The sequence below is a fragment of the Kribbella orskensis genome, from assembly GCF_004342085.1.
Taxonomy (GTDB): Bacteria; Actinomycetota; Actinomycetes; order Propionibacteriales; family Kribbellaceae; genus Kribbella; species Kribbella orskensis.
In genome coordinates, this window is record NZ_SLWM01000002.1 from 500,060 (window position 1) to 523,787 (window position 23,728).

Sequence of the window (23,728 nt, forward strand, 5' to 3'; positions counted from 1 at the left end):
TTGACGCGGGGTGTACTGCTTCTTGGCCGGTGTTTGTTTGGGTTCACCGGGTTCCCCGGGATCCCCTTTGGGGGGGTTCCCGGGGGCCGGGGGGGGGGGGGGGCCCCCCCCCCCCCCCCCCCCGCGCCGGTGAAGCCCTGGGACGGAGTACGGGAGGCGACCGCGCTCGGGCCGACGGCGCCGCAACCGCCGTACGAGCCGCCGATGGACGTGCTGCTGACCAACCCGATCGAGCTCGGGCCCGAGTTCCTCAACCTGAACGTCTGAACACCGGGAGGCACAGGGCTCCCGGTGCTCCCACACGGCGACGTACCGGTACGAGTTCTGCTGGCGGTCGCCGCTCGCCGGGCTGGGCTCGTGCCACGCGCTGGAGCTGCCGTTCGTGTTCGACACCCTCGGTACGGCGACGTCCCCGCTGTTCCAGCCGGATCCGCCGCAGGAACTGGCCGATCGGATGCACGCCGCCTGGGTGAGCTTCGTGACCACCGGGAGCCCGGGCTGGTCGCAGTACGACGCGACCGCCCGGCCGGTGATGACGTTCGGACATCCGGAGTCCCGGGTGCTGGAGAACCCGCGAGCCGGCGAACTCGCCCTCTGGGGTTAGCCGACCAGCGACAGGACGAGCTCGCGCGGGAGGCCGTGGGTCTCGTGCAGGTACTCGAAGTCGTTCTGGTCGAGCGTCTTCTGGAAGCGTTCGTGGCTGAGGATCCGCCGGCCCCGTTCGAGCAGGTTGGTGAACCGGATCTCCTCGTCGATCAGCATCCGCCGCACCAGCGTGACGACCTCACCCTGGTGAAAGTGGTGCAGCGTGTGCTCGAACAGCTCCAGCGGCAGGTCCGACAGCGTCCTCGAGTCGTCGGTCCGCCACAGCAGGGTCAGCACCCGGCGGATCAGCCGGCGCAGCACGTAGCCGCGACCGGTGTTCGACGGGTGAACGCCGTCGCCGATGATGACCATGCTCGAGCGGAGGTGGTCGATCACGATCCGCTCGGACTCCTCGTCCAGCTTCCACAGCTCGGGGATGATCCGCATCCACGGCTCGAACAGCTCGGTCTCGTAGACGGACTTCTTGCCCTCGAGCAGCATGCTCAGCCGCTCGAGGCCGAGGCCGGTGTCGATGTTGCGCTGCTGCAGGGGTTCCAGCGAACCGTCGTCGTACCGGCGGTAGCGCATCATCACGTGGTTCCACACCTCGACCCAGCGGTCGTCGGTGGTCGGTGTGCCCTCCGGTGAGCCGTCGCCGGTCCACAGGAAGATCTCCGAGTCCGGGCCGCACGGTCCGGTCGGGCCGTTGGACCACCAGTTGTCGTCGGTGGTCAGCTCGACCGGGACGCCGAGGGACTGCCAGGTGCGCAGCGACTCCTGGTCCAGCTCGACCTGGTCGTCACCACCGAAGACGGTGACGTACATCCGGCCCGGGTCGATGCCGAACCCGTCGCGGAGCAGCTCGAACCCCCACCGCAGGGTCTGCTCGCTGCCGTAGTCGCCCAGCGACCAGGACCCGAGCATCTCGAACACGGTCAGGTGGGTCGGATCACCGACCTCGTCGAGATCGGTGGTGCGCAGGCATCGCTGCACCCCGACCAGCCGGCGGCCGAGTGGATGGGGTTCGCCCTCCAGATAGGGCGTCAGCGGATGCATGCCCGAGGTGGTGAAGAGAACGGGGTCGCCAGGTCGTGGGATCAGCGAGGATCCCGTGGTCGGGATGTGACCGCGCTGGACGAAGAAGTCGATGAAGGTCTTGTCGAGGCTCATGGGAGTGGTCCTTTCGGGGGTGGACCGGAAAGGGACCGCTGGCCAGGCTGAACAGCAAAACACCGGCGGACCGTTTCCGGTCGCCGGTGTGGGAGAAGAAGATGTCAGGCAGCGGCAGCCGGAGAGCGGAAAGCTCGTACGGCTGCTGCAAGTCGGGACATCTGATGCATGTCATCAACAGTACATGATCTGTCACGGCCATTTCAGGCACCCGGTCAGCGGATGTCCAGCAGTGCTCGCAACACCGCGCCGGACCGCGACCAGGTCCACTCCTCGCTGACCCAGGCCCGTCCCGCCGCGCCCATCGCCCGAGCCTTGTCGGGATCCGTCAGCAGCTCGACCAGTCGTACTGCGGTCGCGACCGGGTTGTAGGGATCGACCAGGTACCCCGTCTCACCGTGGCGCACGGTGTCGCCGGCCCCGCCGGAATCGCCCACCACCACCGGCTTCCCCGTCGCGGAGGCCTCCAGTGTGACGATGCCGAGCGCCTCCGGCTCCAGGCCGAATCGCCTTGTCCTGCAGGGCATCGCGAACACGTCCGCCGCATCGACGTACGGCGGGATCTCCTCCCACGGCATGGCGCCGGTGAAGTGGACCGACCGGGCGACACCGACGTCTGCGGCGAGTCGTTCGAGCCGATCGCGATCCGGTCCGCCGCCCACGATCAGCAGAACCGCGTGGGGGACGGCGGCGAGCACCTGCGGCCAGGCCCGGATCAAGGTGTCCTGCCCCTTGCGCGCGACCAGCCGCGACACGCACGCCACCAGTGGCACGCCTTCGAGCCCGAGGCCCTTGCGCACCTGCTCTCCCCCGCAGTCCGGGAAGAACCGCGACGTGTCGACCCCTGGTGTGAGCCGCCGCATGCGCTCGGCCGCGGCCGTCGACAGGGCCGGCGCGATCTGCTCCGCGCACCACGAGGACACCGTCGTCATCGTGTCCGCCGCGTCGCCGATCCGCCGCAGCGCCTGGCGTGCTCCCGGAGTTCCGGCCCACCACGTCTCGTGCCCGTGCGTCAGTGCGACGATCCGCCTTGCTCCCGCCTTGCGCAGGGCGGGACCCATCAGCCCGAGCGGCGCGGCCGCACCGAAGACCACCCGGTCAGCGCCGTACCGCCTCATCACCTGTACGGCGTACCGGGTGACGCGGGGCGTCGGCAGGAGCATCGTCGTACGGTCGCGTTCGACCGGGAAGGACAACCCCGCGTCGTACTGCGCGTCGCCGGGCATCCGGGCGGTCAGCACCACCAGGTCGTCGGGGAGTTCGTCGCACAGGGAGCGCACGAACGTCTCGATGCCGCCCTGGCGGGGCGGGAAGTCGTTCGTGACGACCAGGACGGTCATCGTGGGACCAGCGGCGGGATCGTCTGGCCGTGGGCCTCGGCCCAGGCCCGGCCCATCGCGATCCGCTCGGGTGTCGTCGGATGGGTCGCGAACAACCAGTACCGCCAGCGGCTCGGCGTCAGGCCGGAGAGGTTCGTCACCGCCAGCTGATGCTGCATCGCGACGAAGGTCGTCGGGTCGTTCGTCAGCCGCAGCGAGTGGTAGTCCGCGCGGGCCTCGATCTTGCGGCTGACCAGGTTCTGCACCGGTGATGCCAGGAAGGTCCCGGCCACGATCAGCGCGAGCAGCAACGCGGTCCGGCGCGGATCGGCCATCCGGGCGCCGAGCAACAACTTCAGCAGGACGACGGCGAAGGCGGCGCCCAGTGCTCCGATCAGCGTGCCGTGCAGGACATCGTTCTCAGCGGCATGGCCCAGCTCGTGCGCGACCACGAGCCGGACCTGGCCGGGTGGCGCGGTCTTCAGCAACGTGTCGTAAACGACGAGCCGGCGGGTCGAGCCGAATCCTGAGACGTAGGCGTTCAACGTGGTCGTCCGCTTGGAGGCGTCCGCGACGAGGACGTCCTTGACCGGCACCCCGTCCTCGCGGGCGAGCTGCATGAACTCGTCGCGCTGCGGACCGGGCGCCATGGAGGTGAAGTCATTGAATCGTGGCTCGACCAGCACCGGGTAGGCGAACGAGACGCCGAGCACCAGCACCGCCGCGGCGATCGCCGCCGGCACCCACCACCACGTCCGCCATTTCTTCGCCAAGGCGATCAACCCGACGGCCACAGCGATCAGCGCGACCGACGTCAGCACCCAGTTCACCAGCCGGTCCCGCAGCCACAGGTCCCACGCCTCGGTGGAGAGCCCGTACTTCCGGGTGACCCGCTCGGCCATGATGTCCGTCGGCAAGGTGATCACGCTCGTCAGCAGCCCGATCCCGGCCACCAGCACCGGGACGGCGAGGTACCAGCGGCGCAGCTTGATCGCGTCGTACATGCGCCGGCCGAGCGGGCTGAAGCCGATCACCAGCGGGACCAGCAGCGACAACACCCAGGAGGTCGTTGACCACGGCAACAACTCGCGCCGGAACTGCTCCTGCCGGGCGATCTCGGCCGCGGTGAAGTCCAGCGCCGGGTCCGGTTTCGGCAGGTCGATCAGGTGCCACGGCGTCGTGGTGACGATGACGACGACCAGCGCGGCGGCGAGCACGAGAGCGGCACCCCGGGGCGCCCACTTCTCGGCCCGCTCAGACACCGGCGAGCCTCTTGAGGTACTTCTGCCAGTCGGCGGTGAACTCCGCCTCGGTGGTGCCGAGCACGGTCCGGAAGGCGTCGGCCAGACCGGTCGGACTCTTGGACGCGTGCACGGCCCGGTAGAACTTCACCAACTTGCTCTGCCCCTCCCGCTCGCTGATCAGCCGGCAGGCCAGCCAGGCCGACTCGTAGGCCTGGGGCAGGTCCGCCGACGACGCTGCGAACGCCTCCGGCGGGGGCAGCGTCCTCGGCACCTTGCCCGCGCGGACCGCCTTGAACAGCTCCTTCGCCGCCGATTCGTCCTGCACGGACACGGCGGTGAAGGCGACGTAGTCGGCGAAACCCTCGGCCAGCCACAACGGTACCGGCGAGGCGGTAGCGGTCGACGCGACGTGCGTGGTCTCGTGCGTCAGGACGATCCGGCGGCCCTGCTTGCCGAGCTCCTCGAACAGCTTCGGGTTGGCCACGATCCGCACCGGCGCCCCTACCTGCGGGCTGTCCAGCTCGGCCATCGTGACCGCGGCGATCTGGGTGTAGGTGTTCGGCTGGGCGCCGAGCACGTACTCCATCTCGGACTGCTTGGCGGGCAGGTAGACGACCGCCTTCTGCTTCCAGTTCTTGCCCCACACCCTGCTGACCGAGTCGACCGCGCGATCGGCGACCACCGCGTAGTCGTCCGCGTCCTTCTGCGAGTCGAGGCTGATCACCAGGCTGTCGTCGCCCTCGGCCACGTCGATGCTGCCCAGCGCCCAGATCGGCCGCCGCTGCCCCGCCACGAACCGCTCGGAGAAGGACGCCGTGTACGTCGTACCGTCGCGGGTGACGAAGGTCACGGGCAGGGTCTCCCGGGCCGGCTTGGTGTCGTAGCCGGTGAGCTGCCAGGACACCTCGACCTGGGCGAGCCAGGACTCGGTGCCACCCAGCTCCGCCTGCCGGTCCGGCGCCAGCGCGCCCGTGTCGTCGCTCACGTAGCGCAGCTGGAACGTGGCCAACGGCAACTTGCCGAGGTTCGTGTAGATGGTGCGGGCCTGCTCGTCGAACGCCTTCGCCTCCGGGTCGACGGTGCTGAGGAAGCTGCCGCGGCTCTCGTTCAGGACCGCGTCCGCCATCTTCTGCAGCACCGGCTGGCCGGCCGCGGCCCGGCGTACTCCCTCGGCGGCCTCGTCCGGGGTCGAGGACGTCTGCGGCTGAGCGGTGTTGCCCGGGGCACCCGGCTCGGCGGGCGCGTCGGCGAGCTTTTGCAGACCTACGTACCCGGTGACAGCGACCACGCTGATCGCGACGCCCAGGGCCACCCGACGGAGCAGCGTGCCGTGAGCGAGCGTCCAGGTGCCGAGCGCCTCGAACGTCGGCGGCCGCTTGGGGGCGTCCGCCGCGGCATGCTGGGCGGGGATCTGGATCGTGGTCTGCTCGGACGGCGAGGCCTGCTCCGGGAAACCATCCACCGGGGACTGAGCTCGCGCGCCGCTCTGCTCGTCGATCACCTCGGCCCCTCGCTGCTCACCTGCCCCAGTCAGGGGAGTCACGTCAGGTGCCTCCTCAGACAAGTCAAACACAGGTTGGCGGGGGAAACGACTCGGCTCCGGGGAAAGGATCCCCGGAGCCGTCGAGCAGGTCTGAGCGGGCGTGCTTCAGCCCGGGCGGACCGCGGTGTTGTACGGCATCAGGTCGATCGGGTCGGTCTTGACCGGCTTGCCCGGGCGACTCGCGTGCACGATCCGGCCGTTGCCGATGTACATCCCGACGTGGCTGATCGGCGAGTAGTAGAACACCAGGTCGCCGGGCATCAGATCGCCCTTGCTGACCCGGCGGCCCTCGCTGGCCTGCGCACTGGAGGAGTGCGACAGCGAGACGCCCGCCTTGCCCCAGGCGTACATCATCAGGCCGGAGCAGTCGAACGAGTCGGGTCCGTCGGCGCCCCAGACGTAGCTGTCACCCAGCTGGGCCATCGCGGCCTGGACCGCGGTGCCCGCGCGGCCGTTGGCCGGCACCGGCAGGTTGTCCGTCCGGTCGCCGTCGCGGCTCGGGCGCTCGTCCCGGGCGTCCTGCGCTTCCTTCTCGTTCTCGGCCTCGATCTTCGCCCGCTCGGCGTCAGTCAACTTGTCGAGGACCTTCTCGGCGGCGTCGAGGTTCGTCTGGATCTGCTTCTTCAGCGCGTTCTGCTGGGCCTGCACGGACTGCAGCGCGGCGAGTTCGGTCTGCTCGCTGGCCTGCAGGTCGGTGAGCTTGCCCTGGGCGGCCTGGAAGCGGCGGAGCGCCGAGTTCTGCTGGCCGGCGAAGGCCTGCGCGGTGGAGGCCTGGCTGAGGAACTGGTCGGGGTTCGTCGACAGCAGCAACTGCGCCGTCGTCGCCATCCCGGAGGTCTGGTAGCCGGCCACCGCGAGGGAGCCGATCTGCCGCTTCACCACGTCCACCTGGGACTGCTGCTTGGCTATGCCGGCCTTCAGCGCGTTCACCCGGGCGGTGGATGCCTGGATCTTGCCGCGCAGGTCGTTGGCCGCCTCACCGGCGGTCTCGGCCTTGTGCTGCAGGTCCTGGACCTGGGCCTTCGCCTGAGGCAGCGTCGGCTTGGGGTCCGCGTCCGCGGATGCCTGGATGAAAATCACCCCCGTCGCAACGGCGGTGGTGGTGATGGCGGCGAGGGCAATCCCTTTGAAGCGGTTCGTGCGGCCGATGGACACAGCCCGGTCGGTCCCTTCCTCTGTTCGACGCCGTCCCCGTCAACTCGCCCGGCGGTGCCCGGAGTACCAGGTACTCCTGCACGCCCGGCGGGTCACACCTCGGCATGAATCGGTGTTGCCCGGCCGGTCTGGTCAACCGGCGCTCTGCGGCAACGAGAGGTAACAGTAGTAACCGATTCGTGACCGGTGCAATCCGCCCCTCTGGTTTGATCCAAACTTAACGTCGGGAAAGGCCTTGCAGCCGTCGGGATCAGACCGCGTCGGCCGCGGTCTCGCCTTCACCAGCTGTGTTCGGCTCGACACTGCTGACCGCGTGCACCAGCCGCAGCGGCGGCACCAGACCGGACTGGGCCAATACGTCGAGCGCGGCCAGCTCCTCGTCGTCGACCCGCAGCGAACTCTGCTCGGGCGGCATCCCGAGCACCACGCTGACCACGCAGTCCGGGCAGCCCGGCCCTCTCATCACACACGCGTCGCAGTCGATCAGCACAACGTCCTCCAAGTGGGGAAGCACCCGGACTTGCATCCGGCTGAGAAGGACGCTAGAGACCCCCACCGACAGTTTCCGCCGGCCATGCGTCACCGACCCCGTACGGCGAGCCGCCGCGCCGCGGACCGCAGTACCGTTCAGGCGCGGGCGATGCGGGCGATCAGGCTGGCCGCGGACAGCGCCCGGCCACCCATCGCGATGATGCTCTCGGCAACTTCGCGGTCGGTGGAGACGACCACCACCGGACGGCCCGGGGGCTCCGCGCGGACAAGTTGCCGGATCACCTCATCGGCGATCACGCCGGCCGGGCTGAACCGGACCCGGACACCGCGCGGCGGGTTCAGCTGGACCGGACCGGACAGCTCAGCCCCGTCGAACACCACTGTCACCTCGATCCGCCGCTGCGCCACCAACGCGCCGAGTGCGGTGACGAGCCGCTGCCGCTGGGAGTGCAGCGGGGAGTTCGGCCAGGCGGTCTTGGTGACGTTGTAGCCGTCGATGATCAGGTGCACCTGCGGCAGCGCGAGCAGCTCGTCGAACAAGGCCGGATCGTCGTCCGGCGCGGACCGCCCGATCGGCGCGGCGGACGGTTCGACCCCGGCGACGGTGTCGGCTGGGCGCAGCTCTCCCCCGGGCGGCAGAGCCAGTTCGCGACGGAGTCCTCCCGCTGCCTCGACCAACGTATCCAGCAGCAGCCTTGTCCTCGTGGACGCCAGCTCGCGCTCCTGCCCCGCAGTACGACGTGCCGCGTGCTCGACCGCCTCCAGCTCGGTGATGCGGGCGCGGAGCTTGCGCAGCTCGCGTTCGACCTCGGCGCGGGCGGCGTCGACACGTTCGTCGGCGGTCTCCGCCTCGACGGTGCGCTTCTCGAGATCGGTCTGCAGGCCGGCGATCCGCTGGCGGGCCTCGTTCAGCTTGCGCCGGAGGGTGACGTTCTCGGCCTTGAGCTCGGAGACCTGCTCGCGCAGGCGTTCGCGCACCTGGCGGGTCTCGGTGCGGGCCTGATCAAGCTGATCCGTCAGGCGCCCGAGGGCCTCGTCGTCCACCCGCGGCTTCTCGGGCGGCAACTGGGCCGCGTCGGCGACCCGCTGCTCCCACTCCTCGGGCCGGAGGAGGTAGGCCAGCGCGGCCACCTCGGTCGGTTCCGCGGCGGGCACCGGCACTCCCTCGGCGACGGCGTCACCGAGCTCGGGGTGCTCCCGGCGTACCTCGAAGGCGACCAGGCGGCGGAAGTGCTCGTCGGTGTCCAGGATCGGGCCGAGCACCGACGCCGAGAGCTTCGCGCGCTTGCCGGGCGCGAAGCTGGCGAACCGCCGCAGTGGGGCTGGGATGTCGGTCGCGGGCAGCTGCCCCAGAGCCTGGGCGGCCAGGTTCAGAACTCTTTGCCGCACGGGTTCGGGCAAAGTGGTAGCAGCAGAGCCGGCGGCGGTGCCTGCCTCAGTCACCGGTCCGCAGTCCGGCCGGAACGGTGGTCTGGCTCAGCCAGTGACGCAGACCACAACGAACGGGCGCGGGGCCCGGATTCGCGGTGATCGCTTGTGTACGCATACACAGAGACTAGTCGGTAGCGCCCCGTTAGCCATGTTGTTTCAGCGTGGGCGGGACGCCGGCGACCGCGTGTCAGCCACGAATTGTCGGTGCGGGCTTCTAGCGTCGTCGGCATGAGCAGTTCATTGCCGGATCCCGCCGCTGCCCCGGCGTCCGGGCCGGTGACGCCGATCCGCGGCGTGCAGCCGAGTTTCGACGACCTCGGTACGCCGCTGCGCGATGTCACCTTCTGCGTCGTGGACCTCGAGACCACCGGCGGCGCGCCCGGCGATTCCGGCATCACCGAGATCGGCGCGGTCAAGGTGCGCGGCGGCGAACTGCTCGGCGAGTTCCAGACCCTGGTGAATCCGGCCGAGCCGATCCCGCCGTTCATCGCCGTGCTGACCGGGATCACCGACCGGATGGTTGCCTCGTCACCCCGGATCGACTCGGTGCTGCCGGCCTTCCTCGAGTTCGCCCGCGGCTGCGTGCTGGTGGCGCACAACGCCCCCTTCGACGTGGGATTCCTCAAGCACGACAGCCAGGTGCACGGTTACGACTGGCCCGACTTCGCCGTCGTCGACACCGCGCTGCTGGCCCGCCGGGTGCTGACCCCGGACGAGACGCCGAACTGCAAGCTCGGCACACTGGCGAAGTTGTTCCGCACCACGACGACGCCGAACCACCGCGCGTTGTCCGACGCGCGCGCCACGGTCGACGTACTGCACGGGCTTTTCGAGCGGGTCGGATCCCTCGGGGTGCAGACGCTGGAGGACCTGCAGACGTACTCGTCTCGGGTCGCCCCGCAGGTGCGGGCGAAGCGGCATCTCGCCGAGTCGTTGCCTCATGCACCTGGCGTCTACCTGTTCACCGACGACCGGGGCGAAGTGCTCTACGTCGGCAAGTCGAAGGACCTGCGGAACCGGGTCCGGTCGTACTTCACCGCCTCCGAGACCCGCACCCGGATCGGCGAGATGATCGGCATCGCGTCCGGCGTCCGTGGCATCGAGTGCGGCACGTCGCTGGAGGCCGAGGTCCGGGAGCTCCGGCTGATCGCCGAGCACAAACCGCGGTACAACCGGCGCTCCAAGTTCCCCGAACGCCAGCACTGGTTGAAGGTCACGGTCGAGCCCTTTCCACGGCTCTCGCTGGTGAAACAGGTCCGCGACGACGACGCGGGATACCTCGGGCCCTTCACCTCGCGCAAGACGGCGGAGCGGGCGATGGCCGCGCTGCACGAGGCTTTCCCGATCCGGCAGTGCACAGGCCGGATGTCGCGTACGCCGCGGCTGTCGCCCTGCGTGCTCGCCGAGATGGGCAAGTGCGTCGCGCCCTGCGACGGGCGGATCGCCCCGGAGACCTACGGCGAATTCGTCACCGCGCTGCGATCGGCGCTGACGGTGGATCCGGCGCCGGTGGTCAAGGCACTGGACCGGCGGATCGACCTGTTGTCCGCGGACGAGCGGTTCGAGGACGCCGCGGTACATCGTGATCGGCTGAGCGCCTTCGTCCGGAGCAGCGCGAAGATGCAGCGGATGGCCTCGGTCACCGGGTGTGCGGAGATCTGTGCCGCCCGGCGGACCGAAGACGGCGGCTGGGAGTTGCACGTGATCCGGCGCGGCCGGCTCGCCGCGGCCGGGATCAGCCCACGCGGGACGGATCCCCGCAGGTACCTGGAGATGCTGCGAGCGTCCGCCGAGACGGTTCTGCCCGGAATCGGACCGGTTGCGTCCGCGTCGCCGGAGGAGATCGACCTGGTCCTCCGTTGGCTCGACTCTCCCGGCATCCGGCTGGTCGAGATGGACGGCACCTGGACCTGCCCGGTGAGCGGAGCAGGCCGCCACATCAGCCGCTTGGACAACGCGCACGCGTCCGAGGACCACCGGGCCCCCAGCGAACGCCGCCGCCGGCTCCGGCCGCTCGGAGCCACCCGCGCCAGCTGACTCGTCAGGCCCGGCCCGGCACTATGCTTCAGCGCGGTAGGCGCTGCTATTCGAGGAGAGGACGACATGGTCACCGCGATCGTGTTCATCAAGGCCGACGTCGCACGCATCCCGGAGGTCGCCGAACAGGTGGCGGCGATCGACGGCGTCAGCGAGGTGTACTCCGTGACTGGCGCGCTCGACCTGATCGCGATGGTCCGGGTGGCCCACCACGACGACCTCGCCCGGGTGATTCCCGACCACGTGAACCGCGTGCCGGGAGTGGTCAGCACCGAGACCCACATCGCCTTCCGCGCCTACTCCACGCACGACCTCGAGGCGGCCTTCAGCCTCGGTCAGGACGAGGGTGTCTGAAGGCCGGATTCGAAGGCCTGACTGACACGCGCTGAAGTTACGGTGAACGCATGAGCAACCCTCCGGTCGGCTGGTATCCGGATCCCACCGGACAGCCGAACACCCTGCGGTGGTGGAACGGGACCCAGTGGACCAACAAGACCGAGAAGGAAGACGTCACTCCGGACGCGGCTGAGTCGGAACCCGAGGCTGCCGCGATCAGTGCCGCGGAGAAGGCGAAGTCGACCTGGATGGAGCCGGCCACCATCCCGTCGGCCGCGAACCACTGGACCCAGCAGCCTGCACCGGACGAGCCTGACACCGCTCCGGAGCCGGTCACTAGGCCCGACACGGAGCCTGTTCAGACTGGCTGGACCCTCAAGCTCGCTGACGCTGGTGCTGCTGGATCGGATGCAGGGGCTCAGGGTAAGGACGAGCAAGAGAACTCCTGGACGGAGCCGATCAGCGCCGCCCCGCAGGCGGAAGGCTGGGGACCTACAAGCTGGACGCAGCAGCCCAGCCAGCCTGTGAGCGAGGAGCCGACGCAGGCAGCCAACACCTGGGGTCTCCCAGACGAGCAGCAGACGACCGCCGCCACTACCTGGGGACTGCCCGGCGAGCAGACGACTGCCGCGAACACCCAGGGCGTCCCCGACGAGGAGCAGACCGCAGTCAATACCTGGGGCTTGCCTGACGAGCAGGCGGTTCCGGACCACGGCGACCTGCAAACTCCACCGCCCCCGTGGCAGCCAACTCCCAACCAATGGGAGGTCGCGGCCGACCAGCAGCCCGCGCCGAACCAGTGGCAAGCCTCCGGCGACCAGCAGACCGCGCCCAACCAGTGGGAGGTCTCGGCCGACCAGCACCAGACCGCCGCCAACCAGTGGCAAGCCTCCGGCGACCAGCAGACCGCGCCCAACCAGTGGCAAGCCTTCGCCGAGCAGCAGACCGCGCCTGACCAGTGGGCTGCGTCGGCGGGACAGCAGGTGGCTCCGACTCAGTGGGAGGCGGCTGCTGCGCAGCAGCAGGGCGGCCTGAACCAGTGGCAGGGCTCTGGAGACGGGCAGGCTACTGCCGATCTGTGGCAGGGCAACCAGGCTGGTGCGGGACAGTGGCTCACCGGCGGTGGAAGCCAGACCGCAACCGAGCAGTGGCAGGGTGGTCAGCAGCAGGGCGTTGGTCAGGAGCAGGGCGTCGGGCAGTGGCAGTCCGGTGGGGCCGGTCAGTGGCCGGTTCAGCAGGGCGGCGGGCCTGGAAGGATCGAGCCGGACAACGGCGGCAAGGAAGGCAAGGGCGGCGGGAGCAAACTGCCGCTGATCATCGCGGCGGCCGTGGCGTTCGTACTGATCGTCGCGGCGGGTGTGTTCTTCCTCTCGCAACGCGACGACAAGGCGGCCGGCCCGAACCCGACGCCTCCGCCCACCTCCGCGCCGCCGTCGCCCACCAACGCTCCGACGACGCCCGGCAACCAGCCCACCGGCGCGCCCGGCCAGTCGAAGAACCCCAAGCTGCACGAGGTTCCGCGCGTCGCCTCCGAGGCGATCTCCTTCCCGCGCCAGGGTCAGCCGTGGTCCGAACGCAAGCGGCTGATCGCGCAACTGATCAATTCCAGCGGGCAGTACGTCCGGTTGCAGGAGAATTTCGACGGCGAGAACGACTGGTACGCGGACATGTTCGTCGGCGCGCTCGGTACCGGCACGCCGTTCAACGGCAACCCGCAGGCGACCGCGTCGGACCTGATGCTGCAGGCCCGCAGCTCGATGTACGGCGACATCCCGGTCACGTTCAAGCCGCGCGCGAACGGCCCGGTGAAGCGTTCGGGCAAGGCGGGCTGGTTCTACCGGCAGACCGTCACGGTGAACTCCACGAAAGTGACATCACGGGTACTGACGTTGACCGTTGCCGTCTTCGACCTGGGCGACGGCACCGCGGTCGCCTATATCAGTGACATCCCCGTGAACCGGCCGGATCTGAGGACGGCCGAGGCCCAGGTCTACAAGGGAATCAACGTTGGCTGAGAACGAGAACCCCCACCCGCCCCGCCCCCCGGCCCGGCACAGCGCCCCCCCGCACCAACCGCAGCCCCCACCCCCCTCCGCCCAATCCCCCTCCGCCCAAACACCCTCCGCTCAGGACCCTCTGTCGAGTCGCCCAGCGGAAGCGCGCTCGAACCACCCTTCGGGCCTCCTGTCAGGTGGCCAGGATCCGCTGTCGGGCCAGCCTTCGGGCCCCCTGTCGGGTGGCGAGGACCCGTTGTCTTCCGGGGATCCCCTGTTCGGCGAGTTCCGCGCGCCGGCACCGCCACCTCCTCCTCCGCCGCGCCCACAGCACTCCGCCCAGCCAGTCGCCGACGCACAGCCTGCGGGCGACCAGCCGGGAAAGCAGCCGGCCGGCCAGTCGTGGTTCGAGCAGGAGCAGCCACCGCAGCCAGCCGAACAAGGTTGGTGGCCGCAACCCGAAACCCCTGCTCCGGCGGCCCAACAGCCGAGGAGGCAGCCACCAGCGGAGCCAGGTCCCCAAGCACAACAACCACAAGCCCCCCAGTGGCCCGCTCCCCAGGGACCAACTGCTCAGGGACCAGTCGCTCAGGGGCCGGCTACTCACGGGCCAGCTGCTCAGGGGCCAGGTCCTCACGTATCCGCTGCTCCTGGACCCGCCGCTGACGGACCTCCGCCGGGACCCCGGCCGCAGGCGCCCGGGACTCAACCGCAGGGGCCAGGTGCGCCGGGTCCATGGCAGCAGGCCCCGCAGCAGCCGGGGCAGCAGCCGTACGGCCAGCCCCAGGGCGGTCAATCGCACGGCGCAGCTCAGCAGGGCCAGCAGCCCTACGGCCGACCCCAGGTGGGTGGTCCTCAGGGGCCGCAGCCGCACGGGGGGCCGCAGGCGGGTGGCCGCCAAGGCTCGCAGCCGTACGGGCAGCATCAGGCCGGCCAATCTCAGGGACAGCAGCCATATGGCCGATCCCAGGCGGGCGGACCCCAGGCACCGCAGCCGTACGGGCAAGGCCAGCCCGGGCAGCAGTGGGCCGGGCAGCAGTGGGCCGGGCAGCAGTGGGCCGGGCAGCAGTGGGCCGGGCAGCCGGGGCCGTACGGGCAGCCTGGGCAGCCGTTTGGAGCCGGGCCGCAAGGTGGGGTGCAGCAGCATGGGCTGCCGGAGTACGCGCGACCTCAGCACGGCGGACCTCAGCAGGGCGGACCCCAACACGGCGGGCCGGAGTTCGGTGGACCTCTGCAGCGCGGGGCCGCTGGCGGCGGGGCGGAGTACGGGGCGTATGGGCAGCCGCCGCACGGTGGGGGGCAGCCGTATGGGGTTACTGATGCTGGGCCGTATGAGGAGGAGCACGCGGTTCGCGGGGGTGGTGGTGGGGATCAGGGGCAGCGGGCTCGGTTGATCGGAGTGGTCGGGCTGGTGGCGGCTGCTCTGCTGACGACCGGGTTGAGCGCGAACTGGATCTGGGACAAGGCGAACGCGGTGACGCCGATCGCCCTGCCCTCGGCCAAGCCCGAGCCGTTGACGACGATCAGCCCGTCCGTGAAGCCCACGCCGACCCCGCCGCCGATGGGCAAGGTGGTCGGCTCCAACTTGGTTGCCTCCAACAACGACATGATGCCGTTGATGGGTTCGGCGTGGTCGGACAACGGCGAGAACTCCGGCCTGTACGGCGGTGCGGCGATCTGGTTGACGGTGCACAGGAACTACGACGGCAAGACCGCGAGCTGGGGCAACTACGTCGCGTTCGGCGGCCTGGCCAAGAACATCCCGTACGCGAACACCCCGGCCGGCCGGAAGGAGGCGACGATCCAGGCCGCGTCCCGGGCGATCATCCGGCTGTACGACGAGAACGTGAAGTTCATCGGCAAGGCGGTGCACAAGCCGATCACGGTCGACGGTCACCCGGGCCACGAGCTCAGCATCAAGGTCGTGGTGAGCCAGCCGAAGCTGAAGGAGACGTTCTCCACGGTCCTGGTCGCGGTGATCGACCGCGGCGACGGTACCGCGGACGTGGCGGTCGGTGACATCGCCGGCTCGACCCCGCAGTGGATCCCGATCTGGCGCGCCAAGGTCTCCGAGATCAAGATCGGCCAGTGAGCTGGACGACAACGGCCCGCCCGACCGGCGGGCCGTTGCACGTTCGGCAAGAGCAGGCACGGACCTCGACCGCCGGCCGTGGACCTCGATTGCTAGCCGCGGACCTCGACGCAGGCTGCGACCCAGCGGTCCAGCACGTCCTTGGCGGCGCCGGAGTCGATCGCCTCGGCCGCACGATCCATCCCGGCCCGGATCCGCGCGACCAGCGGCCCGGTGCTCGCGTCATGCGCGGCCAGTGCGGCGCCCGCGTTCAGCAGCACGACATCCCGCACCGCCCCGGACTCCCCGTCCAGCAGCGTCCGGACGACCTTGGCGTTGTACGTCGCGTCCGCACCGCGCAGCGCATCCGCCGGAACCGGGGTGATCCCCAGTTCTCGCGGATCCAGAGTCTCGGGACCCTCGACCAGGCCGCGCCCCACCGTCCACACCTGCGACGTGGTCATCGTGGTCAGCTCGTCCAGCCCGTCGTCGCCGTGGAACACCAGCGCGTCGATCCCCCGCCGCGCCAGTACTCCGGCCATCAGCCCGGCGATCCGCCCATCCCCCACGCCAACCGCCTGCGCGGAGGGATTGCCCGGATTCGCCAACGGCCCGAGGAAGTTGAAGGTGGTCGGCACGCCCAGCTCGCGACGCGGTACGGCGGCATGCCGCAGCGCCGGGTGGAACGCGGGGGCGAAGCAGAAGGTGATCCCGGCCAGCTCCCCCACCGCAGCGACCTGGTCCGCGCGCAGGTCGAGCGGAATCCCCAGCTCCTCGAGCACGTCGGCCGCACCACAGGCAGAGGAGGCCGCGCGGTTGCCGTGCTTGAGCACCTTCGCACCGGCGCCCGCGGCAACGATCGCCGACATCGTGGAGATGTTGACGGTGTGCGCTTGGTCACCTCCGGTGCCGACGACGTCCAGGGTGCGGCCGGGAACCTCGATCCGGGTGGCGAAGTCGCGCATGGTGGCGACCAGCCCCTCGACCTCGCTCACCGTCTCGCCCTTGGAACGCAGCGCGATCACGAACCCGGCGAGCTGCGCCGGAGAGGCCGCTCCGGAAAGGATCTGCTTCATCGCCCACGCGGTCGCGGACGAGTCCAGATCTTCGTGCCGCAGCAACGGGTTGAGCACCTGGGACCAGGTCAGCTCGCGCGCCGGGTCACCCGACAAGCCGGTCACGGGATCAGGTGGTCGCGGGCAGCGAGGCGACCCGCTGCCGGAGGAGTCCGGCGGTGGCCTCGGCCAGCTGGATGGGGTCGATCGGGTGCGAGACGGCTGCCTCAGCCCGGGACCAGGTGGCCAGCCACGCGTCCTGCGGACGACCGGTGATCACCAGCACCGGAGGGCACTGGAAGATCTCGTCCTTCAGCTGCCGGGCGATCCCGAGTCCACCGGCCGGGACAGCCTCGCCGTCCAGGATGGCCAGGTCGACGTCGCCCTTGTCCATGGTCTTGATCACGGCCGGCTCGGTGGCGCACTCGACGTACTCGAGCTCGGGCAGATCGGCGGCGGGCCGCTTCCCCAGCGACAGCCGGACGGACTCCCGCGTGGTGCGGTCGTCGCTGTAGACCAGCACCTTCAGAGGACGCTCTGAACTCATCGATTCATCCCAAGCTGTATGTCTGTGACGAGTGGACATCGCGAATGCTACCGGGGAGCCCGCCCGGCTCTGCGCGCCTGCTCCTCCAACCGGTCCAGCCGGCGGTCCTCGCGCCGGGCCTCGCGCTGCGACTGCTTCACCCACTGGACGAACAGGACGGCGAAGAAGACCAGGCCGACGATGTCACCGGATCCCCACAGCAAGCCACCGGCGATGTACTGGTCGTGCAGGGGCGAGGGTGGCCAGGACCGGCCGAAGCTGGTGTACCAGTCCTCCGCGATCAGCTTGTTCGCGGACATGATCGTGATGCCGAGGAACGCGTGGAACGGCAGCGTCAGGAAGACCAGCATCAGCCGGAACGGGTAGATCACCCGGCCGGGGACCGGATCCAGCCCGAGCAGCGGCCAGAAGAACAACGCGCCGACCGCGATGAAGTGGACGTGAAGAAGATCATGCAGCGGCGCCGAGCGCAGCGTCGCGTCGTACCAGCCGCTGAAGTAGAGCGCCCAGGGGCTCAGCACGAACAGCGTGAAGCCGATCATCGGGAAGCAGATGACCTTGGCGAACCGGGAGTGCAACACGGAGAGCAACCAGTTCCGCGGCCGGCCCGGCAGGGTGCGGAGAGCAAGGGTCACCGGCGCGCCGAGCGCCATCGCCAACGGGGTCATCATCGACAGGATCATGTGCTGGGCCATGTGCACGCTCAGAAGCACGGTGTCATAGGTGCCCAGAGCCGACTGGGTGGCGATCACCGCGCTGCCGAGACCCAGTCCGACGAAGGAGAAGGTCCTGCCGCGGGACCACTTGTCACCCCGCGCGCGGAGCTTGTGCACGCCGTACAGGTAGAGGGCTCCGACGACCACGATCACAGCCAGTAACACCGGCTCGAAGGTCCACGCGGTCAGCAGACGCGACGGCGTGAACGGTTCGATCTGGTCGCCGGGTCCGGCGTGGAGGGGAAGCACGCTTCCACACTAGAAAGCATTGGTAGCCGACATGCATGGGGGTGGGCGTGCTGTCGGATCCCCGGACCGACATAATGACCGCGTGGCCACTGCAACCGCGCTCCCAGCGTCCCGTGAACACGGACACCACGACCGTCCCAGCATGGTCAGTGTCGGCACGATCGTCTGGCTCTCGAGCGAACTGATGTTCTTCGCCGCCCTGTTCGCGGCCTACTTCACGATCCGGTCGGTAACGACCGCCGCGGCGGCACCTGGGGCGGAAACGCTCTGGGCGACGTCCACGGAAATGCTGAACGTCCCGTTCGCCTCGGTGAACACGTTCATCCTGGTCGCCTCGTCGTTCACCTGCCAGGCAGGCGTCTTCGCCGCCGAGCACGGCAAGGTCGGGCGGTCCGGCTCGGTGGCGAACGTCCGCGGCTGGGGCATGCGCGAGTGGTTCATCCTCACCTACCTGATGGGCTCGGTCTTCATCGCCGGCCAGGTGACGGAGTACGCCGCCCTGGTCCACGAGGGCCTGACGATCTCGTCGTCGCCGTACGGATCGGTCTTCTTCCTGACCACCGGGTTCCACGGTCTGCACGTGACCGGCGGTCTCATCGCTTTCGTGTTCGTCCTCGCCAGGACGTACATGGCTCGCAAGTTCACCCACGAACAGGCCGTCTCCGCGATCGTCGTGTCCTACTACTGGCACTTCGTCGACGTGGTCTGGATCGCCCTGTTCGCGACCATCTACCTGCTCCAATGAGTGAGAAGAGACTTTCCTTGTCACCGGCGCGTTTCCTTTCCGCGCGACGACGGCATCGGTCAGCCGGCCTCGTCGTGCTTCTTTTCGGCCTCCTGGCGGTGGGCTCCGCGTACGCCGCGTTCGCCCCTGACAACGCGGTGGCGGACACCTCGGCCCAGTCCCAGCAGATCGAAGAGGGCAAGAAGCTCTTCGCGGTCGGCTGTGCCAGCTGCCACGGCCTGAACGCCGAAGGCGGCGGCAACGGCGAAGGCAAGATGGCCGGACCCTCGCTGATCGGCGTCGGTGCCGCCGCGGTCGACTTCCAGGTCGGCACCGGCCGGATGCCGGCGACCCAGACCGGCGCCCAGGTGCCGCAGAAGGCCCCGTCGTACACGCCGGCGGAGATCGAGGCGCTGGCCGCGTACGTCGCGTCGCTGGCCCCGGGCCCGGCCGTCCCGGCCGAGGAGTCGTACGACATCAGCAAGGCCACCGACGAGCAGGTCACCCGCGGTGGCGAGCTGTTCCGGACGAACTGCACGGCGTGCCACAACTTCGCCGGCAAGGGCGGTGCGCTGCCGAACGGCCGCTACGCCCCGTCCCTGATGGGTGTCGACCCCAAGCACATCTACGAGGCGATGCTCACCGGTCCGCAGCAGATGCCGGTCTTCTCCGACCAGGTGCTGCAGCCTGAGGACAAGCGCGACATCATCGCGTACCTGAACGCGTTGCAGGAGCAGAAGGACCCCGGTGGCTTCGGCCTCGGCCGGCTCGGCCCGGTCTCCGAGGGTCTGTGGGGCTGGCTGGTCGGCATCGGCCTGCTGGTGGGCGTAGCGGTCTGGATCGGCGCCAAGGGCGTCAAGGCCAAGGGAGTGAGGGCCGAATGAGCGACGAGAAGCCGAACCTTCCCGCCGTGACGGCGGAAGAGGAACACGGTCAGGTCCAGGTGGCCGAGCCGATCCCGGACCCGGGCATCGAGCCGCACGAGAACCGGATCACCGACATCGACCCGAAGGCGGCCGACCGGGTCGAGCGCCAGGTGGCCACCATGTTCAGCCTCGCGGGCCTGCTCGCGGTGGTTGCCTGCGTCGCGTACTTCGCGATCCCCCGCGAAAGCGAAGTCACCGTCGGTCCGCTGAATGGCAACGCGAACAACCTCACCCTGGGCCTGTGCCTCGGGTTCGGGCTGTTCCTGATCGGCGCCGGCGCGATCCAGTGGGCCAAGAAGCTGATGGTCGACGTCGAGATCTCCGAGGACCGGCATCCGGCGCACTCCTCACCGGAGCAGAAGACCGAGATCATCGACGCCTTCCAGGTCGGGGTCGACGAGTCGGGCTTCACCCGCCGCAAGCTGATCCGCCGCTCCCTGATCGGGGCGATGGCGCTGCTCGGCCTGCCGGCCATCGTGCTGCTGCGCGACCTCGGCCCGGCGCCGGGCAACAAGCTCTTCGGCACCATCTGGGCAGCGGGCATCCGAGTCGTCAACGACGTCACGCTGCGCCCGATCAAGCCCGCCGACCTGGTCGTCGGCCAGCTGGTCAATGGGGCGCCGGCCAACCTGGCCGCGATGCAGGAGGACAGCCCGGTCGAGTACCAGAACGCCAAGGCCAAGGCCGCGGTGATCATGGTCCGGATCCCACCGGCCGAGATCCAGGTGCCTCCCGGCCGGGAGAACTGGGGCATCGACGGGATCCTCTGCTACTCCAAGATCTGCACCCACGTCGGTTGCCCGATCTCGCTGTACGAGCAGACCACGCACCACGTGCTCTGCCCGTGCCACCAGTCGACCTTCGACCTGGCCGATGGAGCCAAGGTCATCTTCGGTCCGGCTGCCCGTCCGCTGCCCCAGCTACCCTTGGCAGTGGACGCGGAAGGCTACATCGTCGCGCAGAGCGGCTTCCATGAGCCGGTCGGCCCGAGCTTCTTCGAACGAGGGTGACACCAGTGGCTACGAAAGAGTTCCCCCCACCGGTCAAATGGGCCGACGATCGCCTCGGCATCGGCAAGATCGGCAAGAAGAACCTGCGCAAGGTCTTCCCCGACCACTGGTCCTTCATGCTCGGCGAGATCGCGCTCTACAGCTTCATCATCCTGATCCTCACCGGCATCTTCCTGACCTTCTGGTTCAAGCCGTCGATGGCCGAGGTCGAGTACCAGGGCTCGTACAGCCTGCTCAAGGGCCTGCACATGTCCGAGGCCTACGCCTCGACGCTGGACCTCTCCTTCGACGTCCGCGGCGGTCTGCTGATGCGGCAGATCCACCACTGGGCGGCTGTGCTGTTCATCGCCGCGATGATGGTGCACCTGCTCCGCATCTTCTTCACCGGCGCGTTCCGCAAGCCGCGTGAGCTGAACTGGGTGATCGGCTTCACGATGCTGTTCCTCGGCATCATCGAGGGCTTCATCGGCTACGGCCTCCCCGACGACCTGCTGTCCGGCACCGGTCTGCGAATCACCCAGGGCATGATCCAGTCGTCACCGGTGATCGGTACCTGGCTGAACTTCCTCATCTTCGGTGGCGAGTTCCCAGGTGACGACATGGTCCCCCGGTTCTTCACCGTGCACGTGCTGCTCATCCCGGGGTTGATCCTGGCCCTGGTCACGGCCCACCTGTTCCTGGTCGTGTACCACAAGCACACCCAGTACCCCGGCCCCGGCCGGACCGAGAAGAACGTCGTCGGCTACCCGCTGATGCCGGTCTACATGGCCAAGGCCGGTGGCTTCTTCTTCGTCGTCTTCGGCATCACCGCCCTGATGGGTGCGCTGCTGCAGATCAACCCGGTCTGGCTGTACGGTCCGTACAACCCGGCCGAGGTGACGGCCGGCTCACAGCCCGACTGGTACATGGGCTGGCTGGAGGGCTCCGTGCGCCTGATGCCGGGGTTTGAGTCCACTTTCTGGGGCATCACGCTCAGCTGGAACCTGATCATCCCGGCTCTGCTGATACCGCCCGCCTTCGTCACGCTGGTCGCGCTCTATCCGTTCATCGAAGGCTGGATCACCGGCGACAAGCGCGAGCACCACCTGCTCGACCGGCCGCGCAACATGCCGACCCGGACGGGTATCGGCGCAGCGTTCATCACGTTCTACGGCCTGCTCTGGATCGCCGGTGGCAACGACCTGATCGCCACCCACTTCGGGCTCTCGCTGAACAACGTGACCTGGTTCCTGCGGTTCGCGGTCTTCATCGGCCCGGTGCTCGCCTTCTGGGTCACCCGGCGGGTCGCGATCTCGCTGCAGCGCGCCGACAACGATCGGCTCCTGCACGGCCTGGAATCCGGCATCATCGTCCGGACGCCCGACGGCGAGTACTACGAGAAGCACACCCCGATCTCGAAGTACGAGGCCTACTCGCTCACGGCCCACGACCGCACCCTGCCGCTCGAGATCGGTCCCGAGACCGACGACAACGGCGTCCGGGCTCCCCACCGGGCACTCAAGAAGGTCCGCGCGAGCCTGTCGCGGTTCTACTTCGCCGACGCGGTCCAGAAGCCCACGGCCACCGAGATCGAGGAAGCCCACGCCCATACCGCCCACGAGGACGACCACCACGAGGCAGTCGAAGGCGTCACCGGCACCGTCGAGGTAGACGACGCCACAGCCCACAAGGTTGTAGAGCACTAACCACAGCAGCACCCGAGAGGCCCCGGCTACCAAGCCGGGGCCTTTCGCGTGTACTCCGGGGGTCAGGTGGAGGTGGGGTCTGTGGCGGTGGTTATGGCGGTTAGGTAGGTGGTGATGGTGGTGCGGGCTGTGGGGGTGAGGGGGGTGGTGACGGCGATCAGGCGGTCCAGGAGGGGGCCGAAGAAGTCCCAGCCGAGGGCTACTGCGGACTCGGTGACGGCTAGGTGGGTGCTGCGGGCGTCTGTCGGGCTTCTGCGGCGTTCTAGGTGGCCGGCGGCCTCCAGGCGGTGGATTACCGCTGTGGTCGCCTGAGAGGTCATTCCAAGCTGTTGGGAGAGCCATGTGGGCGTCGCCTCCACCCCGGCTCTCTCGGCGTCCAGGAGCCTGATCAGCGCCCGTACGTCGGTCGCATGCAGCCCGGTACTCCGTGCGAACTCCCCCGCGGCCAACTCCAGCCGTACGACGACCTCCCTCAGCTGGTGGATCAGCTCGAGCGCCGCCTTGCGCTCGGGGTCCGACGGGGTGACTCCTTCACGGGTATCCACGGGCTGCAGATTACCTCACTCAGTGAGGTAATCTGCTAACCATGGACTCAGCCTTCCGCGCCGCGTACGCCGAACTCCTCCGCCACTGGACGCTCCCGGTGGAGTCGCTGACGCTGGAGTCCGAGTTCGGCTCCACCCACGTGAACGCCTGCGGCCCACCGGATGCCCCTCCCCTGGTCCTACTGGCCGGCCATGGCGCGACCTCCCCGGTGTGGTTCGGCCAGGCCAACCACCTTGGGCAGAACCATCGGATCTACGCGATCGACCTGATCATCGATGCCGGGCTGAGCGTGAATTCCGGGCGCAAGCTCACGAAGCCCGAAGACCTCCAGCAGTGGCTGACCGCAGTACTCGACGGCCTGCAACTCCCCCGGACCCACCTGTGCGGCCACTCATACGGCTCCTGGCTGGCACTCAGCTACGCGCTCCACGCCTCTGACCGCGTCGACAAGCTCGCCCTGATCGACCCCACAGACTGCTTCACCCCACTGCGAACTTCCTACGTACTGCGAGCGCTCCCGTCCCTCCTCAAACCCAGCAGCGCGCGCACCAAGTCGTTCCTCCGGTGGGAAACCCAGGGCGTCCCCATCAACCCGGCCTGGCTCGAGGTAGCCGGCCTGGCCGCCGAGTTCCCCAAGCCCCGTCTGGTCCGCCCCGAGCGCCCCACCGACGAGGCCCTCCGGACCCTCCACCAAGACCTCCTTGTGGTCATCGCCGACCACAGCAAGTCCCAGAACCCAACTCAGCTCGCGACCCGAGTCCAGACCCTCATCCCCACAGCCACCATCACCCACCTCCCAACCGCCACCCACCATTCCCTCCCCGCAGCCCACACTGAAGAACTAGCAGCAGCCCTCGAGAAGCACCTCAGCTGATTGCGGGTGGTGCTGTCAG

21 protein-coding genes and 1 pseudogene are annotated in these 23,728 nt (G+C 69.1%); 11 read left to right on the forward strand and 11 right to left on the reverse strand.

The annotated features are described in order from the left end of the window. Positions 1 to 129: 129 nt before the first annotated feature. Positions 130 to 267 (forward strand): hypothetical protein, encoded by a 138-nt coding sequence (locus EV644_RS44410; protein WP_158292762.1) that lies wholly within the window; start codon positions 130 to 132, stop codon positions 265 to 267. Positions 268 to 286: 19 nt separating this feature from the next. After that, positions 287 to 604, forward strand: a pseudogene (locus EV644_RS07425) (carboxylesterase family protein); the annotation flags it as partial. Here EV644_RS07425 and EV644_RS07430 read toward each other — a convergent pair. The 7 genes from EV644_RS07430 to EV644_RS07460 all read right to left on the reverse strand — a co-directional run bounded on the left by EV644_RS07430 (position 601) and on the right by EV644_RS07460 (position 8,951). Beyond that, complete coding sequence (locus EV644_RS07430; RefSeq protein WP_132187917.1) at positions 601 to 1,755, reverse strand: alanine--tRNA ligase-related protein; 1,155 nt, start codon at positions 1,753 to 1,755, stop codon at positions 601 to 603. The pseudogene EV644_RS07425 and the gene EV644_RS07430 sit on opposite strands and share 4 nt — an antisense overlap. Before the next feature lie 215 nt (positions 1,756 to 1,970). After that, positions 1,971 to 3,095, reverse strand: coding sequence for a glycosyltransferase family 4 protein (locus tag EV644_RS07435; protein WP_132187916.1), 1,125 nt, complete (start codon positions 3,093 to 3,095; stop codon positions 1,971 to 1,973). Continuing rightward, a complete protein-coding gene (locus EV644_RS07440; protein WP_132187915.1) occupies positions 3,092 to 4,336 on the reverse strand; it encodes a M48 family metallopeptidase in 1,245 nt (414 codons plus the stop codon). Before EV644_RS07440 ends, EV644_RS07435 begins: the two co-directional genes overlap by 4 nt. Then, entirely contained in the window at positions 4,329 to 5,861 is a 1,533-nt protein-coding gene (locus tag EV644_RS07445) for a hypothetical protein (RefSeq protein WP_132187914.1), read from the reverse strand. The genes EV644_RS07440 and EV644_RS07445 overlap by 8 nt, the downstream gene beginning before the upstream one ends. 105 nt (positions 5,862 to 5,966) lie before the next feature. Continuing rightward, a complete protein-coding gene (locus tag EV644_RS07450) occupies positions 5,967 to 7,016 on the reverse strand; it encodes a C40 family peptidase (protein WP_132187913.1) in 1,050 nt (349 codons plus the stop codon). Positions 7,017 to 7,266: 250 nt separating this feature from the next. Then, the gene (locus tag EV644_RS07455; protein WP_132187912.1) at positions 7,267 to 7,506 is read right to left on the reverse strand and encodes a hypothetical protein; all 240 of its coding nucleotides are present in this window, start codon (positions 7,504 to 7,506) and stop codon (positions 7,267 to 7,269) included. 137 nt (positions 7,507 to 7,643) lie between these two features. Then, complete coding sequence (locus EV644_RS07460) at positions 7,644 to 8,951, reverse strand: NYN domain-containing protein (protein ID WP_132187911.1); 1,308 nt, start codon at positions 8,949 to 8,951, stop codon at positions 7,644 to 7,646. Positions 8,952 to 9,167: 216 nt separating this feature from the next. Between EV644_RS07460 and EV644_RS07465 the strand changes: the two genes are divergently transcribed. From EV644_RS07465 to EV644_RS07480, 4 genes are all read left to right on the forward strand, one after another. Continuing rightward, positions 9,168 to 10,976 carry a DEDD exonuclease domain-containing protein gene (locus EV644_RS07465; RefSeq protein WP_132187910.1) on the forward strand — a complete coding sequence of 603 codons (1,809 nt, stop codon included), beginning with the start codon at positions 9,168 to 9,170 and terminating at the stop codon, positions 10,974 to 10,976. Between the two features lie 66 nt (positions 10,977 to 11,042). Next, positions 11,043 to 11,330 carry an Lrp/AsnC family transcriptional regulator gene (locus EV644_RS07470; RefSeq protein WP_132187909.1) on the forward strand — a complete coding sequence of 96 codons (288 nt, stop codon included), beginning with the start codon at positions 11,043 to 11,045 and terminating at the stop codon, positions 11,328 to 11,330. 50 nt (positions 11,331 to 11,380) lie between these two features. Continuing rightward, positions 11,381 to 13,327, forward strand: a complete 1,947-nt coding sequence (locus EV644_RS07475) for a DUF2510 domain-containing protein (protein WP_132187908.1) — start codon at positions 11,381 to 11,383, stop codon at positions 13,325 to 13,327. Positions 13,328 to 14,705: 1,378 nt separating this feature from the next. After that, positions 14,706 to 15,398 carry a hypothetical protein gene (locus EV644_RS07480; protein WP_132188331.1) on the forward strand — a complete coding sequence of 231 codons (693 nt, stop codon included), beginning with the start codon at positions 14,706 to 14,708 and terminating at the stop codon, positions 15,396 to 15,398. A 92-nt stretch (positions 15,399 to 15,490) separates the two neighbouring features. On the opposite strand, the gene trpD is transcribed toward EV644_RS07480, so the two are convergent. The 3 genes from trpD to EV644_RS07495 are packed head-to-tail and all read right to left on the reverse strand — an operon-like array spanning position 15,491 to position 17,944. Then, the gene (gene trpD / locus EV644_RS07485) at positions 15,491 to 16,549 is read right to left on the reverse strand and encodes an anthranilate phosphoribosyltransferase (protein WP_199239697.1); all 1,059 of its coding nucleotides are present in this window, start codon (positions 16,547 to 16,549) and stop codon (positions 15,491 to 15,493) included. 13 nt (positions 16,550 to 16,562) lie between these two features. Then, positions 16,563 to 16,979, reverse strand: coding sequence for an Rv3143 family two-component system response regulator (locus EV644_RS07490; protein WP_132187906.1), 417 nt, complete (start codon positions 16,977 to 16,979; stop codon positions 16,563 to 16,565). 47 nt (positions 16,980 to 17,026) lie between these two features. Further along, the gene (locus tag EV644_RS07495) at positions 17,027 to 17,944 is read right to left on the reverse strand and encodes a cytochrome c oxidase assembly protein (protein ID WP_132187905.1); all 918 of its coding nucleotides are present in this window, start codon (positions 17,942 to 17,944) and stop codon (positions 17,027 to 17,029) included. A 31-nt stretch (positions 17,945 to 17,975) separates the two neighbouring features. Here EV644_RS07495 and ctaE point away from each other — a divergent pair, with 31 nt between their 5' ends. From ctaE to qcrB, 4 genes are read left to right on the forward strand one after another with little or no spacing between them, the layout of a single operon-like run. Then, entirely contained in the window at positions 17,976 to 18,689 is a 714-nt protein-coding gene (ctaE, locus tag EV644_RS07500) for an aa3-type cytochrome oxidase subunit III (RefSeq protein WP_199239698.1), read from the forward strand. Further along, on the forward strand, positions 18,686 to 19,552 hold the full coding sequence (gene qcrC, locus EV644_RS07505; RefSeq protein ID WP_132187903.1) for a cytochrome bc1 complex diheme cytochrome c subunit: 867 nt from the start codon (positions 18,686 to 18,688) through the stop codon (positions 19,550 to 19,552). Before ctaE ends, qcrC begins: the two co-directional genes overlap by 4 nt. After that, the gene (qcrA, locus tag EV644_RS07510) at positions 19,549 to 20,604 is read left to right on the forward strand and encodes a cytochrome bc1 complex Rieske iron-sulfur subunit (RefSeq protein ID WP_132187902.1); all 1,056 of its coding nucleotides are present in this window, start codon (positions 19,549 to 19,551) and stop codon (positions 20,602 to 20,604) included. Before qcrC ends, qcrA begins: the two co-directional genes overlap by 4 nt. Positions 20,605 to 20,609: 5 nt before the next feature. Then, complete coding sequence (gene qcrB, locus EV644_RS07515; RefSeq protein ID WP_241997978.1) at positions 20,610 to 22,289, forward strand: cytochrome bc1 complex cytochrome b subunit; 1,680 nt, start codon at positions 20,610 to 20,612, stop codon at positions 22,287 to 22,289. A 62-nt stretch (positions 22,290 to 22,351) separates the two neighbouring features. Here qcrB and EV644_RS47105 read toward each other — a convergent pair whose 3' ends face one another. Beyond that, positions 22,352 to 22,834, reverse strand: coding sequence for a MarR family winged helix-turn-helix transcriptional regulator (locus tag EV644_RS47105; RefSeq protein WP_158292763.1), 483 nt, complete (start codon positions 22,832 to 22,834; stop codon positions 22,352 to 22,354). 41 nt (positions 22,835 to 22,875) lie between these two features. On the opposite strand from EV644_RS47105, the gene EV644_RS07525 reads away from it, so the two are divergent. Then, positions 22,876 to 23,709 carry an alpha/beta fold hydrolase gene (locus EV644_RS07525; RefSeq protein ID WP_132187899.1) on the forward strand — a complete coding sequence of 278 codons (834 nt, stop codon included), beginning with the start codon at positions 22,876 to 22,878 and terminating at the stop codon, positions 23,707 to 23,709. Positions 23,710 to 23,728: the final 19 nt, after the last annotated feature.